General features: G+C 67.2%; 13 protein-coding genes and 4 pseudogenes. 12 read left to right on the plus strand and 5 right to left on the minus strand.

Annotated features, from left to right (window positions below):
• The first annotated feature begins 234 nt into the window (after positions 1-234).
• The 3 genes from ACFVU3_RS36280 (at position 235) to ACFVU3_RS36290 (ending at position 2,218) form a co-directional block, all read left to right on the plus strand.
• Complete coding sequence (locus ACFVU3_RS36280) at positions 235-753, plus strand: pyridoxamine 5'-phosphate oxidase family protein (RefSeq protein ID WP_390073046.1); 519 nt, start codon at positions 235-237, stop codon at positions 751-753.
• Positions 754-1,090: 337 nt separating this feature from the next.
• Positions 1,091-1,225, plus strand: a complete 135-nt coding sequence (locus ACFVU3_RS36285) for a hypothetical protein (RefSeq protein ID WP_390073047.1) — start codon at positions 1,091-1,093, stop codon at positions 1,223-1,225.
• A 27-nt stretch (positions 1,226-1,252) separates the two neighbouring features.
• On the plus strand, positions 1,253-2,218 hold the full coding sequence (locus ACFVU3_RS36290; RefSeq protein ID WP_390073048.1) for a hypothetical protein: 966 nt from the start codon (positions 1,253-1,255) through the stop codon (positions 2,216-2,218).
• Here ACFVU3_RS36290 and ACFVU3_RS36295 read toward each other — a convergent pair.
• Positions 2,208-2,348, minus strand: a complete 141-nt coding sequence (locus tag ACFVU3_RS36295; RefSeq protein WP_390073049.1) for a hypothetical protein — start codon at positions 2,346-2,348, stop codon at positions 2,208-2,210. The two genes, ACFVU3_RS36290 and ACFVU3_RS36295, sit on opposite strands and share 11 nt — an antisense overlap.
• Before the next feature lie 541 nt (positions 2,349-2,889).
• Between ACFVU3_RS36295 and ACFVU3_RS36300 the strand changes: the two genes are divergently transcribed.
• From ACFVU3_RS36300 to ACFVU3_RS36315, 4 genes and pseudogenes are all read left to right on the plus strand, one after another.
• Positions 2,890-4,032, plus strand: coding sequence for a hypothetical protein (locus tag ACFVU3_RS36300; RefSeq protein WP_390073050.1), 1,143 nt, complete (start codon positions 2,890-2,892; stop codon positions 4,030-4,032).
• A 179-nt stretch (positions 4,033-4,211) separates the two neighbouring features.
• Positions 4,212-4,781, plus strand: a pseudogene (locus ACFVU3_RS36305) (IS5 family transposase); the annotation flags it as partial.
• Between the two features lie 179 nt (positions 4,782-4,960).
• Positions 4,961-5,335 (plus strand): annotated as a pseudogene (locus tag ACFVU3_RS36310) (transposase); the annotation flags it as partial.
• A gap of 32 nt (positions 5,336-5,367) precedes the next feature.
• Positions 5,368-7,125, plus strand: a complete 1,758-nt coding sequence (locus ACFVU3_RS36315; protein WP_390073051.1) for an immunity 49 family protein — start codon at positions 5,368-5,370, stop codon at positions 7,123-7,125.
• 74 nt (positions 7,126-7,199) lie between these two features.
• On the opposite strand, the gene ACFVU3_RS36320 is transcribed toward ACFVU3_RS36315, so the two are convergent.
• Entirely contained in the window at positions 7,200-7,481 is a 282-nt protein-coding gene (locus tag ACFVU3_RS36320) for a transposase family protein (RefSeq protein WP_390073052.1), read from the minus strand.
• 269 nt (positions 7,482-7,750) lie between these two features.
• Between ACFVU3_RS36320 and ACFVU3_RS36325 the strand changes: the two genes are divergently transcribed.
• From ACFVU3_RS36325 to ACFVU3_RS36340, 4 genes and pseudogenes are all read left to right on the plus strand, one after another.
• Positions 7,751-8,620 carry an IS5 family transposase gene (locus ACFVU3_RS36325; RefSeq protein WP_390073053.1) on the plus strand — a complete coding sequence of 290 codons (870 nt, stop codon included), beginning with the start codon at positions 7,751-7,753 and terminating at the stop codon, positions 8,618-8,620.
• Between the two features lie 21 nt (positions 8,621-8,641).
• Positions 8,642-8,737, plus strand: a pseudogene (locus tag ACFVU3_RS36330) (IS5/IS1182 family transposase); the annotation flags it as partial.
• Between the two features lie 718 nt (positions 8,738-9,455).
• The gene (locus ACFVU3_RS36335) at positions 9,456-10,139 is read left to right on the plus strand and encodes a hypothetical protein (protein ID WP_390073054.1); all 684 of its coding nucleotides are present in this window, start codon (positions 9,456-9,458) and stop codon (positions 10,137-10,139) included.
• A 226-nt stretch (positions 10,140-10,365) separates the two neighbouring features.
• Positions 10,366-11,173: pseudogene (locus ACFVU3_RS36340) on the plus strand (transposase family protein).
• Between the two features lie 225 nt (positions 11,174-11,398).
• On the opposite strand, the gene ACFVU3_RS36345 reads toward ACFVU3_RS36340, so the two are convergent.
• The 3 genes from ACFVU3_RS36345 to ACFVU3_RS36355 form a co-directional block, all read right to left on the minus strand.
• The gene (locus ACFVU3_RS36345) at positions 11,399-12,124 is read right to left on the minus strand and encodes a DUF4839 domain-containing protein (RefSeq protein WP_390073055.1); all 726 of its coding nucleotides are present in this window, start codon (positions 12,122-12,124) and stop codon (positions 11,399-11,401) included.
• Positions 12,125-12,233: 109 nt separating this feature from the next.
• A complete protein-coding gene (locus ACFVU3_RS36350; RefSeq protein WP_390073056.1) occupies positions 12,234-14,231 on the minus strand; it encodes a HEAT repeat domain-containing protein in 1,998 nt (665 codons plus the stop codon).
• Entirely contained in the window at positions 14,228-14,494 is a 267-nt protein-coding gene (locus ACFVU3_RS36355; protein WP_390073057.1) for a hypothetical protein, read from the minus strand. Before ACFVU3_RS36355 ends, ACFVU3_RS36350 begins: the two co-directional genes overlap by 4 nt.
• A 70-nt stretch (positions 14,495-14,564) precedes the next feature.
• Between ACFVU3_RS36355 and ACFVU3_RS36360 the strand changes: the two genes are divergently transcribed.
• Positions 14,565-14,789, plus strand: a complete 225-nt coding sequence (locus ACFVU3_RS36360) for a hypothetical protein (RefSeq protein WP_390073058.1) — start codon at positions 14,565-14,567, stop codon at positions 14,787-14,789.
• The last annotated feature ends 1,105 nt before the right edge of the window (positions 14,790-15,894 follow it).

Here is a 15,894-nt window from a genome sequence, read left to right on the forward strand (position 1 = left end):
CGGTCTACCAGTCGTAGCCGTGCGGGCTGGTGGGGCTGATGTTCTTGGGCGTCGTGCTCCTCGTCCAGATGCCGGGGTGGCTTCGCTTTCTTCAAGCGACAGCGTTTGGCGATGACTTCCGGGGGCAGTGGGCGATCAACGGCTGTGCAGACGCCGACCAGTTTCGACGGCACTGCCGACGGTCGTGGCCGTCCGGGCGCGAGAGCTCCGGGACAAGGCGTGGGATACTTGATCATGCCTGTGACCAATCCGTGGCTGGCCGGCCCGTCACCGAAGCAGCGGCTCGATCGCGAGCGGCTGGAAGAGCGAATACTCAATCTGCTGTCGTCGCAGAACATGTGCGTGATCGCGACGACGGGACCGGAGGGGCCGCTCGCGACGCCGGTGCGGTACTTCCACCTCGACTTCGCGGTGATGTTCTCCACGGCCGCTGGCTCGCCGAAGATGAGGAACCTCGCCGCGGACCCCCGGGTGTCGGTGGGAATCTTCGCTCCGCTGGTCGGGCAGGCCAGCAGCCGAGGTGCCCAGCTCTTCGGCCAGGCTCGCGTACTGTCCGAAGACGACCCGGACTTCGAGCACTATTGGCCGGCATTCCGCTGGCAGTCCGACCATGTCGAGCGGTCGCGCTCTCTCGACGAACCGCCGTCGGGGCCGATCGTCGTGATCGAGGCCGAGCGGATCGTCTATACCGAGCACTGGCTGCGGCGCGAGGGGTTCGCGCCGCGTCAGTTCTGGACCCGCGCCGACACGTAGCCGGAATCCTCCGGGCGGCTGTCGGCCCTCTCGGTGATCCAGGCCAGCCCCGCGGGGTGCAGGCCGTCCAAGACGTCGGCAACGGCGGCGTGCGGTGCGTGAGGGTTGGCGGCGAGGGCTGCCAGGGCCTGGACGCGGCAGTGCTCACCGGCGGGGCCGTGACCTCTCTGTACTTCACCACCGCCGGCAGTGTTCCCATCGCCTTCGGCGACTCCGTCCAGCGCGGCGTCGACACCTGGGCCTGGGACATGGGAAACAACCTGAAGGCCAAAGCGGACACCATCGCCAACGCAGGCTTCGCCGACCACTACCTCAACGCCAGCAACCAGATGAACTCATGGTCGACTTGTGGGCCGACGGCCGCCAGCACATCGACGCCGGCGAAAGGGTTGGGCTCAAGGGCGAGATCCTCGACGGACATGACCGGGGGACCAACACGACACAGAAGTACCGGACCGACACCACCAACTGACCCGACCGCCCACGGAGGAACCCGACCATGCCGAAGGAAGCAGCCCACCGCCCCCGATCGGCCACAGCAGTGATCGTGCTCGGCATGTGCCTGGCGCTGCTCGGCGGTCTCGGGGCATGGTTGCTGCTCGGCCGGGAGTCGGCTCCACCATGCGGTGACCTGACGGAGGACCCCCGGATCCGGAAGTCGGTCGGCGAGGCCGTCCGGCCGGGAATGAGCTGCCAGGCACTCGGCGAGGCCATCGTCAACGCTTCGGCCGGCGACGACCGGGGCAACCACGCCCTCGCCCAGGCCCAGGCCCTCAATGACGTCCTCACCACACTGGGAGACCAGGAGGCCGGCGCAGTCACCGTCGCCCCGGCGCTCCGCCGCCCCCTGGCCGTGGCCCTGTCCGGCTACGCGGCCGACCTGCACGCCATGCTCGGCGGCATCGCCGTCGAGGACTTCGTGACCAAAGCGGCCCCGAGCGAACCGCCGTGGAATCCGGACGGCACCAACCACCTGACTGTCCTGACCGACACCCTCCGCAACGTCCTTCGCGCGATCGCCCAGGACCCCGATGCCTACGCGACACTCCGTCTGGCCGAGACCCGGACCATCGGAAAGCGCCTTGCCGCCGTACCCGCCGACGCCAAGGGGTACAGCCTCAGCGTGCCCCCGACCGAGAGCGCCCGCGCACTCGGCGTTCTCGACGGCATCGCCGACTCGGTCACCCACGACCTGGACGAGAACCAGTCACGGCAATGGCGTGACGCCGTCGTCCACCGGCTTGACGCCGGCCGCGCATCGACAGAAGGGGCCCTCGCGGCCACCTGGCTGGACGGACTGGCCGGCACCCCGCAGGCTCAGCGGTACGAACTCCTTCGCACCCAAGGAGTCGACATGACCCGCCTGTGGACGGAGCAGCGGAACATGGACAACCCCACACGCCAGGGGCTCCTGGCCCAGGTGGAACGCAGCTCACTCACTGCCTACCACGAAGTCAAAGCCTGACGTCGGTCAGCCCTGCGATCCTGCTGGCGTGGTAGACCGAGAGCCGGCCCTCGCAGTCCGGCGGCAGGCTCGGCCAGCGGACCGGGGATCCGGCCAGGTCCTCGGCGGCCGCGGCGGAGGAGACTGTCACCACTCCTTCGGGACTGTATGGAAGAACGTCCAGCACAGATCTCCCGTAGCGTTTGACTGCGCAGGTGAACCGAAGAAGTCGCAGCGCGGATACGAGCGGTGAGCGGCCCGGGCGACAACGCCAAGAAGCTGCCCTTAGAACTCCGCGGTCTGCAGGCCGGGCTCGATGTGGAAGCGGATGCGGGCGATCGCTCGCCGACGTGCGGCGGGAGAGGAAGCTGGGCTGACGCTGTTGGTGATCATCCGCCGCTCCCGGTGGAGCGGCGGGCGAGACGGGTGAGGCCGTGCTGGGGTCAGCGGACTCGTTGGACGTCGGTGGGCTTGTGGGGCGTGATGTTCCCCCGCTGCGGAATGAGATGGCCTCCGTCGGGCGAGGTGCTGGCTCGCCGTCGACCAGCGCGCCTTCCGCAAGAAGCCCGGGACAACGGGCGAGCATGCCACCGACGGTCAGCCTCTGCATACGCAGCGCAGCACCAATCCATGGCTGCCATGGCAAGAACCGTACTTTCGTCGTCCCAGTATTGGCCTTAGCCTGCCCTTCCGTGGCCACACGTCAGTGTTGCCGGCAGGCGGGGGTGTTCGTGGACGTCGTTGCTGAGACGGTCAAGATCCTTGTGGCGATGGCGGTAGGTGCCGCCACGGAGGTTGGTGCTGAATCTGCCCGTCAGGTCACAGACCTGGCACGGCGTCGGCTTGCCGTCACCGAGGGAGGCCGGACAGCGCTGGACGGCTTGGACAGCCAGCCCGCGGCCCCCGAGTCCGCGTCGGCCCTGGACGGTGAACTACGCCGCGAGACCGCGGCGGATCCTGACTTCGAAGCCCAGCTCAGAAACGCGATGACGGGTGACGGGGGGTCTCAGCCTTCGCTCGTGACCCACAGCGTCCAGATCGGCGGCCGTGCGCGGCTGAAGAACAGCCCGATCTCCCTGGGGCCTATCACGATCACCAATTCACCGGTCGGCTGGGCCACCGTGGTCATCGTCGTGGTTGCGGTGGCTGTTCTTCTTGTACTGGCCGTCGACGGCCGCACCCGCCTCCTCGACTCCGGAGCCCCCTCGCAGCCTAGCCAGCCGCCAGGCGGGCCGGCGATGTCTCAGACGGCTGTCCCTTCAGCAGTGTCCAGCGCCTCCGACGACACCGGCGCTGGCTCCGATCCCGTCGCCTCATCCGACGCCGGGGGAGTGGACGGCCCGACACGCGACGACCTTGCACCCCTTGTCAGTGAGGCTTCAGTCCTCACAGCACTTCCCGGCATCGACGACCTGCCAGCCGGATGGGTCGAGATCGAGGCGCCCTGGGCACAACAGGCCGAACCCCAGGATTCGGACCGGTTGAACGCGTCGTTCGTCGCGCGGGCCAAGTACTCGAACGGGAGCACCGCCCTCACCCGCTTCCTCGTATACGCCTACTCCGATCAGGCAGCAGCCGAAGCCGGCTACTCGCTCATCCGGTCAAGGGTCGGGAAGAGCGCGAGGGCCGCCAGTATGGCGAGTGTCGGCGACGAGTCGTTCGCATACAAGTTTCCGAATGGCCCGCTGGTCAGCGTGATGCGCTCGGCGACTGTGGTCGTCGAGGTGAGCGGCAGCGGAAGCAACGGCGTGCCCTACGCGGCTGAGGACATGGAAGCCATGGCACAACTCATGCAGGCACTGGTGCTATCGGCCCAGCTGGGTCTTTCTCACTGAAGGTGAGCAAGCTGGGAAGACCGGTTCGGCGCGCTGCCCGATGTCTGTCCCCACCCCCAGCAAGCAGTACGGACCGCCCGGGCCTCCTGCTCAGGGTAGACAGGCTCCCGCAGTCGGAGCCCCTGCCCGGGTTCGGCCCTCGGACTCGCCGTTGTCACTCCGATGAACAGGGTCGATAGCGTCGCCTGCGGGACTGGACCGAGGCGGGTTGTCTGGCCCCGCCTGCACGAAGTCCTCCTGGCCGAAGTACGCATGGCCAGCCTGCTCGACATGAACGACGCCGCGATCGACGCCTCCCATGCCAGAGCGCTGAAAGGGGGCTCACGCCGGACCTTCGCCGGTCGACCGCACCCGGTCGGGCAGCAAGCACCACCTGATCGTCGACTGGCACAGCACACCCCTCGCCGTCACCCTGACCGGCGGAAACAGGCACGACGTCACCCGGCTGACACCGCTGCTGGACGCAATCTCCCACATCCGCGGACTCCAAGGGAGACCGAGACATCGACCGGGCCGGCTGTTCGCCGACCGCGGCTACGACTACGACAAGTACCGGCGCGTCCTCCGGGCCCGCGGCATCACAGTCAAGATCGCCCGACGCGGTGTCCCACACGGCTCCGGCCTGGGCAACACCCGGTGTGTCGTCGAGCGGACCTTTCGCCTGACTCCACCGGTCCAAACGACTGCGGATCCGCCACGAGACATGCGCCGCCCTCCACCTCGGCCTGCTCCAACTCGCTTGCAGCATTGATGACGTACCCGTGAAGCGGGCACCTCGAGCTCGTCCACCGAGAGGTCTGGCAGACGTCCACGCTGCGGAGGGTGGGGCCGAGGCGTGGGCGGAGTACGGCTGGCAGAGCAAGGCGATCCAGCGGCACCGGTACAAGGTCCCGGCGGCGTCTGGGTTCCGGGCCAGCCACAGAGGAGGTTCAAGAAGTTCCTGACCAAGCTCGACAAGGAAGTCCCGGCCGGCCTCCAGGTTCACCTGATCCCGGACAACTACGCGACGCACAAGACGCCCGACATCAAGAAGTGGCTGCTGGCCCATCCGCGGTTCCACCTGCACTCCACACCCACCAGCGCGGCCTGGCTGAACCTGGTCGAGCGGTGGTTCGCCGAACTCACGCAGAAGAAGCTCAAGCGCGGCGTCCACCGCTCCGTCCAGGCTCTCGAACGCGACATCCGCGCCTGGCTCGCCGACTGGAACGAACAACCCAGACCGTCCGTCCGGACCAAGACAGCCGACGAGATCCTGGAGAAGGTCGCCGCCTGCTGCCGACGAATCTCCGACTCAGATCACTAGGCTGGGACGGAAATCGATCAAGGAGCAGAGCAGTGCGAATAGAGCGTCACCAGGTGGGTCAGGCCGCCCTGTCGGCAACCCGCGAGGACTTCACGAACCGCATCGGCGGCCGAGTGCACTCCATGTCGAGGGCCGGCCGGATGGCCACCTATGAATGGCAGTCGATCGCGGAGGAGTTCCTCGACTACCTGGGCGCCCTCTCCCTTGAGACACCCGACCTCGACACCCCGGAGGCCAAAGCCGTTCTCAAGGACGCCTCCGAAGCCGCGGCCGGTGCCGTCGCCTACGCCGCGTACCACCCGCACTGCACGTTCAATGTCTTCCTGGAGTACGTGAACTTCGGCATGAGCTACGACCCGGGTGACGACTCCCCCGAGGAGATGGTCACGCCGGGGGACTGGATCGACGCGCTGTGCCTGGCGGTGCTCCGGGACAAGGCGAAGTGGCACGGCGAGGCATTCCACTTCGCCCGGCAGAAGTTCGCCGAGCAAGCCAAGGGAACGCCGCTGGGTGAACTCGCCACAGGCATGACGGCCGTGGCCTTGGACTACACGGGCGACGACGAGGAGTACCCGCCGAGCGCGCAGGCCAAGCTCGCCGCCGTCGACGCCGCCCTGGACCGGATCCGGGCCCGCAGCAAGGAGACGGGTGAGCCTCTGCTGGACCAGCGCAACAGCGCAGCGTTGCGGACTCTGCGCGCCTTGGCCGCCGAGGACAAGGAGGCGTTCGACAGTGCTCTGGCCGACCTGCTGAGCCGGGAGTCCACCCTGCATGGGCCCAAGGCTTCCCCGAGCAGCCTTCTCCCGCTCGTCCCCATCGCCTTCGCGGCGCTCGCGTACCGGACGCTGGGCTGGGCGCCGGCCGTCCGCAGCGACTACCTCCCGCACGCGCTGGTCACCGCCTTCGAGACGCGAGGACCGCGGGTCGCGGGGTTCGGCCGGGACCGGCGGCCGGACGCTGTCGCCGCGCTCGCCGCGGGCCCGCTGGTGGTGGAGCGGCCGACCTGCGCCCGGGAGGGAATCCAGGGGATCGAGGCCATGTACGAGGAACACCTCCAGGAGTCATTCACTCCGGTCGACGGCAAACCCCTTCCTGTCTGGCGCCTGAGCAGCGTCCTGGAGGACCAGCAGCGCCTGTTCCGGTGGCGGTCGGGGAACCCCGGCGACATCGCGGACGCGCAGCTCGCCACGCTCCGGCTGGCCTCACAGACAGGGGCGGCCCTGTTCCGCATCGCACTGGCCGAGCCGGACACCGAGGTCGAGGTGTCCATCGGCGGCCGCACCCTGCGCTACCCGGCCAGCCGGGGGAGGGAAGCAGGCCCCGGGTACTGGCACATGGCCGTCGCCTTCGCCCTGATCACCGGCGTGCGCGAGGACCTCGCCCCGCTGGTGCTCACCGGCCCCACCTTCGCCGGCCCGGACGGCTCCGCGTTCACCGCGTACCGCGAAGCCCTCCACGCCTACCTCAAGGGTGCCGAGCCCGAAGCAGCCGCACAACGGGCACTGCACGAGGCGGAGAAGGCTAAGGACTGGGGTTTCGCGATGCCGCCGGCCGTGCTGCTGTCGCAGCTCGTGGAAGGTGACGAGGAGAGCTTCAATCTGGCCTTGGCTGACGCGCTCGAAGCCCACCGCGCCTACTACGAGGTCGCCGACCGCGCCGACGGCCCCGAGGTTTCTGTCAGCCTCGACGTCCTCGCGCTGGCCTGCCATGCTCGCCGCCGCGGCTGGACCATCCGCGTCGAGTCCCCTTACCTGCCGCAGTACCTCCTGGCGGCCGCCGAACCCTTCTAACGAAATCGTGCACGGTAGGCGGTGAGACGTCGGGGCCCCAGCGAGGGTTGGTTTTCACATCTGTCGTGCAGGCGTCAGGTCTGCGGTCTGATGGTGTGGGAGCAGACGGCCTGGACGGTGTCGCTCATATGCTCGCGGTGGCCGAGGTGGCGGGTGAGAACTCGCCAGTTCTTCAGAGGAGCGATCCCGTGCCCGACGTGGATCCGCCTGCAGGGATGGGCTTTGTGCTGCCGCTCGTGCATCTCCTCGTACCAGGCCGGGGCGTTCTTCTTGAACGTGCGATGTGGTTGCGTCACCACGCGCCCGCTGGTCTGGGCATCGAGACCTTGGTAGCCGGCGTCCGCGAGGATTTCCACCGCTGGACCGTTCGCCAGGAGCTTGACCAGCCCTTAGAGGTCGTTTTCACCTGAACTGCCACCTATAAGGTGTTTCTTGGGGTGCTGGATGGCGGTGCTGGTGAGACTGTCGATGCTGTCGCTCTTCGCCGGACAGGTGAGGTTGCGGATGGGGCTGGATTCGACGTGATCCTGTTTCATCCCAGGATGCCCGGTCTCCGCGGTGGCGTGCTTCCAGCGCCGCTGCTGTGCGCCTGGGCGCATGTGGTTCGTAGCGGTAGGCCGGAAGCATGGCGAAGCGACGTCCGTATCCGAGTGATCTGTCCGATGCCCGCTGGGAGTTGATCGAGCCGGTTCTGACCGCCTGGCGTCTCGAGCGCCGGCGCACGGCTCTGCACTTCGGCCGGCCACCCGAGCACGACCTGCGCGACATCATGGACGCGATCTTGTATGTCGACCGCACCGGGGTTCAGTGGCGCTATCTCCCGCACGACTTCCCGCCCTGGAACACCGTCTACGGCTACTTCGCCAAATGGGCCGACGAGGGCGTGTTCGTGCAGCTCAACGGCCTCCTGCGGCAACTGCTGCGCGAGAAGGAGGGCCGGAACGGCGAGCCTTCGGCGTGTGTGATCGACGCGCAGAGCGTCAAGACCTCCACTAGCGTTCCGGCCTCGAGCCAGGGCATCGATGCCGGCAAGAAGATCGTCGGCCGGAAGCGGAGCATCGTCACCGACACGCTCGGACTCCTCCTCGCCGTACTGGTCACCGCGGCAGGCGTGCAGGACTCGGTGGCCGGTACCACGCTGCTCGACCAGGTCGCCGCCGACCACCCGCGTGTCTGCAAGGTGTGGGTCGACGGCGGCTACCGACAGCACCTCGTCGAGCATGCCGCCGTTCTCGGCATCGACATGGAGATCACCGCCCGCAAGCCCGGGACCAGGGGTTTCACTCCGATCCCGAAGCGGTGGGCGGTGGAGCGGACCTACGGATGGCTCATGCTCCACCGGCGCCTGGCCCGCGACTACGAAACCCTGCCCACCCGCTCCGAAGCCATGATCCACCTCGCGATGGCCGGCCTCATGGCCCGCCGCCTCACCAGCGAGAACACCATTTCCTGGCGCGACCCGAAGAACACCACAGAACACCCCATCAAGGGATGAAACATCGGGCGAAAACGACCTCTAAAGCAGTGGCGCGGGATCGCCACCCGCTACGACAAGACCGCCCAGTCCTACGAAGCAGCCGTCACCCTCGCATCACTCCTGATGTGGGCGTGACATTTGACGACAGAACCTAGAGCGCCGATCAGCTTGTGCGCTGCCGCTTCGAGGCGTGGTGGTCCACTCCAGCCAGTCGCATCCGAGGTAGGCGCCGGGGTTCTGCAACGAAACTGTCCCGGTGTGCGCGCTGTCTACCCACTGCCCCGTCACGGGTGGCAGCTTGGGCAAGTCAGTGCAGCAGCGCAGCTGCCATCGGACGGAACTCAGGAGGGGCTGTGTGGAGCCGAGTTACAGCTTGGTTGGGTCGCAGATGGTGGGCTGGCGTCGCCGCGCTGCTCGCTGTCATCGCAATCGCTGTCTCCATCTGGTTGGCCCAGTCGAACGATGACTCAGGGCCGCAGAGGAACGGCGGTGGCAACTCCATCGTGGGGAACGACAATAAGTGCAATAACCTAGGGCATGAAGGCAACGTCAATTGCCAAGAAGGTGGGCGGTGAAGGTTGATAGATACCCTGTCAGGCTCGCCATCGCCTGCACACTTATGATCGCCGTACTACCGGCTTGCGCACCGCAAGAGCCTTCCAATGGTCAGCCGTCGACGAAGGGCCAAGAAACCCCTCAGCGTCAGCCGTCGGCGGAAGCAAGGGAGAGTGTCGGGATCCACGGGGACGACAATGACTGCAATGCTTTAGGAGAGCGCAGTAACGTCACATGCGTTCTACAGGATCCGCCACCTTCAGTTGCAGACGTCACCGTTTCCTGGCCTACGGCAAGCTTGTATCTCGCCGTAGGGGATCCAGCGACCTTCGATGCGCCGCCAGACCTAGGATCTGACGAAAATTACAATCGCTGCCTGAAGTGGAACGGATGGCTATCCAAGAAGCGTGAACTCTTCGCAGTTACCCCGGAGGTCCCGGTGGCCATGACAGTCGGAACGAACGACGTGGCGGCCATCACCGAGATCGAGGGGAGGGTGTTCACGAAGAGGGCCCTACCGAAGCAACACTTCCTCCTTAAGTGCCTGCATGGGGCTGGAGACCCGCTTCCGTTCCTGGCAGTAGCCGACACGGTTAAGCAGGAGGTCTCCGTCTACCGAAGCGAATTCGGAGTGCTCGAATTTGAAGGAAAGATGCCTCCAACGTCTATCAGCCTCGCAGGCAAGGCGGATGTGACCGGAAGAATCGCACTTCACTCTGAGTACGGATACGCTTATGAGGGTGCGATCATCGTGAAGCTAAGAAGGAACGGCAAGGAGGAGGTCAAGGTTATCGGGAGCCCTGAGAACCCGATTCGCTGGGTCGACAATCCATGCCCTCCCGTCACGGCGAAATGCCCGAACGCTTGGGGAGGCAAGCCTGCGTACGGATGGAATGGATCCAACTGGGAGAAGGGTTTTTCCCCTTTCCCGAGCGAGTGGGGTGATAATCCGTCGGACCCTCCAATGGGCCCGATGGATTAGCTAACGGGTGGGAGGACAGGCCCGTGACGGTCCGCTCCAGTCTGCCTCCTCCGGCTCCGGGCCCTCGTCCTCGTACAGCGGCTCGTACACGAGACGGTCGCCGTAGTATTTCGTATCCCGCGCGAATCCCGACACCGCCGCAGTGAGCCGTTTTCATCCTGTCTCTGTGGAGTGAAATGGCAGGTCAGCAGGGGTGTGTGACGAGACGAGGCTCCTGGTCGTTGCGATGGTGTTCTCTACGCACCACGCATCGTCCGAGGAGCCTCGCTTGGTCCCGTATCGTGCCACTATAGATGTCCCGCATGAGCTGGTTGAGCATGTTTCCTGGCTCATCTACGCACGAAGGTGTGAACGCGGTTCGCGATGGCGGAAGCTGGGCTGCTTCCGGCAGGCCCTGCTCGCGCTGGTCCATCTGCGGAAGAACGAACCGCTGCCCGCCCTGGCGGCCGGCTTCGGCGTCTCGACAGCCACAGCCTGGCGCTACGTCAGCGAGACTCTCGACGTCCTCGCGGCGTGGGCACCGGGCTTGCACGAGGCCCTGACCGGCCTGGGCGAGGGTGACCACGTGATCGTCGACAGCCGCCCTGATCCCCATCGACCGCATCGCCGCCGACGAGCCGTACTACTCCATGAAACATCGGAAGCACGGGATGAACGTACAGGTCATCGCCCGTCCCGACGGAACACCGTCGTGGTTCTCCCGAGCGACACCGGGCCGCACCCACGACCTGACCGCGGCCCGATCCCACGGCATCGTCCATGCCTGCCTGACCCGGCAGGTCCTCGTTCTCGCAGACCGCGCCTACCAGGGTGTCGGCGCCACCTTCCGCACCCCGTACTACCACCACCGCGAACAGCCCGATCACTACCAGCAGTTCAACCGCGACCACGCCCGGCTCAGAGCTCCCGGGGAACGGGCCTTCGCGCAGATGAAGTCCTGGCGGATCCTCCGCCGGGCCCGATGCTCCACCCGCCGCATCGGCACCCTCGTCCAAGCCGTCCACACCCTGCTGACCTGCAGCTATTCAGGATGAAAGAGGCTCAGTGAGCTTCTTCAGAACGGCCACGATCGGGTGACGGCTGTATCTGCCAAGGTCGGCCACTGCCGCAGCTCGAAAACCGAGTCAACCGAGAAGAGCCGTTCAATCCCTGGTGTGACGGCTGAAGAAGCTCGGTGGCTCGACGCCGAGTGCACGGTCCGCGGATGGTGGCGGCACCTCGTGCTGGCTGGCCGCTCCGCCCTTGAAAGCTGAGGCCGGTTAACGGACCTGGGTCGAGACCGGGTCCAGGAAGAAGAGGCACTGCGTCGCGTTGAACTCGCCCACCTCAGCGACGAAGCGGAACTTATCGCCCGCCCGGACGGTCTCGGGAGTGCTTCGGCCAGTCAGCTGGAGGTCGCGGGTGTTGACGTCCTCGTACTTGAAGGCAGGGCCGCCCTCCGTCTTCGGACCCTGGTCGCCCGGGCCCAGGAGGAAGTCGTAGCGGGTGTCGTAGTCGCCGTGGGCAGGCATGTGCACGATCGAGCCGTCGAAGGCGACCGTCTTGCCCACGTACTTGGTCGCGAAGTCCGAGATCGAGCCGTCGCAGCTGTCCGGAGTCTTCAGCAGCGCCGCGAACTCCGCATTGGTCTCGGTCGTGATCACCTCAGCGGGAGCTGACCCGGCCGCGGCCGGAGTCGGCGTGGCGGAGGGTTCTGCGCTCGCGGTGGCCGTCGTCGGATTGTTCGACTCCTTCTCGCCTTCATCCTCAAGGGCCGAGGCCACGCCGATGATGATGGCCAAGACCACGAAGCCGCCGACAGCAGCACCGATCAAGAGCCGCGGCACCGGTTTCTTCGGCCGGCGGAAGTCGAGGGTGGAACGCAGCATGCCCTGCGTCTGTCCCACCAGCTCCCAGCCGTCCTTCTGCATCTTCGAGATCACCAAGCCGTCGGTACCGCGAACTGCCTGCACAGTCTTGTGCTCGTACCTGATCACGTCGGCCACGCGGCTCCGGCCCCCTCAAAGAACTGCTCGTACCAACTGCCCCGTGAGCATAAGCGCCGTACACGGCCAGGCGCTCCCCCTGTCTGGCGTCGAGGCGCGTGGCCCGGGTTCAGTAGGGCGGTTCCAATCCGTAGCCGTTTGTGTTCTTCGCCCGTGCCGAGCGGGGCGCCTGGGGGTCGGTGAGCGCGTTGAGAGTGGCGCGGGCCGCGCTGCGCACTGCTTCCGGGGGAGCGTCGGTCAAGGGCTGAACGAAGGCGTGGGCGGGATGTGCGTCAGGGCCGAAGGAGGCGAGGGCGTCGAGGGCGTCGGTGACCATGCCCCAGCTCTGGTGTCGGACGGCGCGTGTGAGGGCGTCGGTGAGCACGGGTATGGCGATGGGGTCCTTCAGTTCGGCCAGGCAGGACAGGTAGAGGCCGGCGGGGATGGGCGCGGACGGGCGTGCGGGGTTGATGTGCCGCAGGCCGTCGGCGAGGAGGGGGACGAGACGGCTCGCGGCCTGAGGATAGCCGCTGACGCCGTAGAGGGCTCGCCAGTCGTCCACCCCGCTTTCGAGGGAGCGGAGTAGGTCGGGGAGCGCGCGGGGGTCGCGGTGGTCGGCCAGGGTCATGACCGCCTCCTGGTACGCCTCGCGGACGACAGCGTTGCCGGTTGCCCAGACATCAGGGCCGTGGGCGGTGCGCAGGGTGGCCGTGTGGTCGGCGAGGGCGTCGAGGAGGAGTTCGGTGTCCTCGGGGGCGATCTGGAATCGGCCGCCGAGCCACCCGCTGAATCCGCCCTGGATGATGCGGGCTGCGGCCCAGTCGTCTGGGAGCAGGTCGAGCAGGGAGGTCAGCACGGGGCGGGGCAAGGCGCCGGGAAGGTGCTTGGTCATGGGGATGGCGTCGTACCGGATGGCGACATCGGGGCTGGTCAGCTGCGCGACAAGAAGGTCCGTGCGCTCCGTGATCCGGTCGCCCAGAACGGTGTGGAGGGTCCGCAGGACGCTGCTCACCGGGGAGTGCTCCTCCCAGAGGTGGTCGGGATCGAAGCGGTCGGTGGCCAGGTGAGCGGGACGCGTGGTGGGGGCGACGACGCGACCGCGGACGTGCAACGGCCACGTGCACGTCCCGCATCCGTCGCACAGCTTCTCGGTGGTCGGGGCCTTGGCGATGTCTTGCAGAAGGGCGATCGCGTCAGACACCAGGCCGACGCTGCCGGTGGCCCGCTCCGGGGCGATGAGGGCCAGGTGGGCGAGGGCCGAGAGCCGGACGGAGGCGTCGATGTGAGGGCGTTCGGGGCCGTCGATCAGCCCCTCCAGCAAGGACACCACGATCGCCCTCGTCTGCGGCAGCCGCAGGGTCAGCCGCGCCAGCGTGCGGACGACCAGCAGCCGCTCCACGATCCCGCCCTCGGCTGGCAGACGCCCGGCCAGGATGCGGGCGGCGCGCCTGCCGTCGGCGAGGAAGAGGCCGACGGCTTCGATCGCCGGGCGGCGCACCGACGGATCGGGGTCCGCGGCGTAGTGGACGAAGTGCTCCGCCCGCTCAGGAATCTCTGCGGTGATGGCGACGTGCGCGGTCGACTCGACCCCGTTGACCGTGTAGCAGTCCACCTCCGGGTCGCGGTTCATGCTCTCGCGTCCGATGCCGAGGAGCAGCCTGACGATTTTGGCCCGGTCCGGGGTGGCCGGGTCGTCCGCCATGGCGAACAGGAACGGCAGGCTCAGCGCCGTGCACGGATCGACGGCCCCATGGTCATGGGCTTCCGCGTAGAACCCCTCGAACGCCTCGGCCCGTACCTCTGGGGCCGGGGAGAGCATGTTCAAGAGGTGGTCAGGGACCCCGCAGACCTGTCCGGGCAGGTGGCCGGTCGTCCAGTCGACATCGTGCACGTTGATCATGAACGACAGTCTGCAAGGACCCACTGACATCGATCGCACCGGCCGAGCGCCTGGGAGCTCTGCGGCGCACGGGCGACGTCCCGCGTCACCCTGACCCCGTCGTCCGAGCAGCACCAGGGCGGGAGTCTCCTGGGGCTCGTAGCCGCCGAAGACGAACTCGCGCACCTGCTCCTCGAAGTGGGTGCGTAACTGCTCCTCGGTGAGGAAGTAGACGCTGGGGTCGCTCACCGGCCCGCCTTCAGGGTCTCGGTCTCCGTCTTCCAGAGGGAGATCTGGTCGAGTAGGGCCTGGCGGTCCAGCGGGTCCACGGCCCGGCGGGCGTCGCGGACCGCGAGGACGCGCTGCCACCATGCCTCGCGGGTGGCCGGGTCGGCGGCCGTGTTGGACCGGTGGGCCAGCAGGCCGATCAGCTCGTTGGCATTCTCGACCGCGATGTCGTAGACGATGGTGGTCGGGGTGTGCTCGTCGAGGGAGCGGGGCGTCTCGGACATGAGAGGTCTCCTGTTCTTAGAGGTGGTTGTGATCCGTCGGCTGGGCGCCAGGAACGGGGAGGGGGCCTGGATGTCCGACGGACGCACCTTCTGCTACGCCGGGATCCGGGAAGGCCATAGTTCGCTCGGCTGTGGCCGGCTTCCCGGGGAGGCACCGGCGTCCGGAGTGCTCTTCACGGTCTGGGGCGAGCCTGACCGGGTGACCAGCGAGGACAGTCTCGGCGAGGTCCGTGTCGTGGGGTTCGTGATCGCTGAGGGTGGTCCGGCACGGTTCGACCACGTCAAGCGGAGCTAGGGGATGGGGCCGGTGCATCAGGCGGTCGCGAGGTTCCCTTCCGGTCGCATGGTCACTTTCCTGACGATCGACCGTGCCTACGGGCTCATCGACCCGGAGGCGGAGATCTGCCGGAGCGACCGGAAGATCTGCTTCCCGTCCGGGGACCTGCCGCACTGACCTGGCGGCGGTGCGCGGCCTTCAGCCGCGTACCGCTCCGCCGGAGCTGCCGGAGCGGCTGGAAGGTCTGTTTCCCGTCCGGGGACCTGCCGCACTGTCCCGCAAAGAGATCTGCCGGAGCGGCTGGAAGGTCTGCTTCTCGTCCGAGGACCTGCCGCGCTGACCTGGCGGTGGTGCGCGGCTTTCAGCCGTGTGCCGTCCCGCGAGGGTTTGCGGTCCGGGTCGGTCCCATCAGAGCGACCGGATCGTCGAGCGGGCCGTCGTGTCACCGGTCTTCACCGCGTCGTCCATGGTGTGTGTTCTTGTGTGTCATGTGCGGGAGCCGGGTGCGGAGGTTCGTGGTGACTGGTCCTGTCTGGTGATGGCCCATGTGACCTGTTGGATGGTGTGGGTGGAGGAGGTCGCTGTAGGGATTTTGGGGTAGGGCGGTGGCGTGTGTCTGGGTCGCGTTGTTGTGTTCGGTGGCGGCTTGGAAGGTGCCGGGGCGGCGGTAGTTGTCGGCGAGGTTGAGCTGCAGTGAGGGATGGAAGCCGGTGGTGTGGAGGTCGGCGTGGTGGTTCTGGGTGCGTTGTTCGGTTATGGCGTCGGCAGCGTCCAGGGCGCGGATGTTCCAGGCGAGGGCTTGGGCGGGGTCTTTGTAGAGGTCTGCCGGGTGGTGGGCGAGCGTGCGGCGGTGCAGTGGGTCACCGGTGACACCGATTGTGGACCGTAGGTTCAGCAGTTTTTGCGGGCGGAGGCGCGGTTACCGGTTCGTCCTTCGGTGACGCGTGGCTTGTTGCTTCCATGGTCGGGTCGGGGCCGGCGGGTGTGGTGGTCATGGAGTGTTCCTTTTCGTCTTTCTCAGGCCGGGTGGCCGGGTGGCCGGGTGGCCGGGTGGCCGGGTGGCGGGGTGTGGTGGGTGTGGCCTGGGTGGTGAGATCGCCGCGGTCGGTGGAGCGGATTGTGA

This window comes from Streptomyces sp. NPDC058052 (assembly GCF_042885515.1).
Lineage (GTDB): Bacteria > Actinomycetota > Actinomycetes > Streptomycetales > Streptomycetaceae > Streptomyces.

Excerpts from the sequence above, each read along its gene's own strand:
- ACFVU3_RS36290 (WP_390073048.1), top strand. The coding sequence starts at position 1,253 with ATGCCGAAGGAAGCAGCCCACCGCCCCCGATCGGCCACAGCAGTGATC.
- ACFVU3_RS36280 (WP_390073046.1), top strand. The coding sequence starts at position 235 with ATGCCTGTGACCAATCCGTGGCTGGCCGGCCCGTCACCGAAGCAGCGG.
- ACFVU3_RS36360 (WP_390073058.1), top strand. The coding sequence starts at position 14,565 with ATGTCCGACGGACGCACCTTCTGCTACGCCGGGATCCGGGAAGGCCAT.
- ACFVU3_RS36285 (WP_390073047.1), top strand. The coding sequence starts at position 1,091 with ATGGTCGACTTGTGGGCCGACGGCCGCCAGCACATCGACGCCGGCGAA.
- ACFVU3_RS36355 (WP_390073057.1), bottom strand. The coding sequence starts at position 14,494 with ATGTCCGAGACGCCCCGCTCCCTCGACGAGCACACCCCGACCACCATC.
- ACFVU3_RS36325 (WP_390073053.1), top strand. The coding sequence starts at position 7,751 with ATGGCGAAGCGACGTCCGTATCCGAGTGATCTGTCCGATGCCCGCTGG.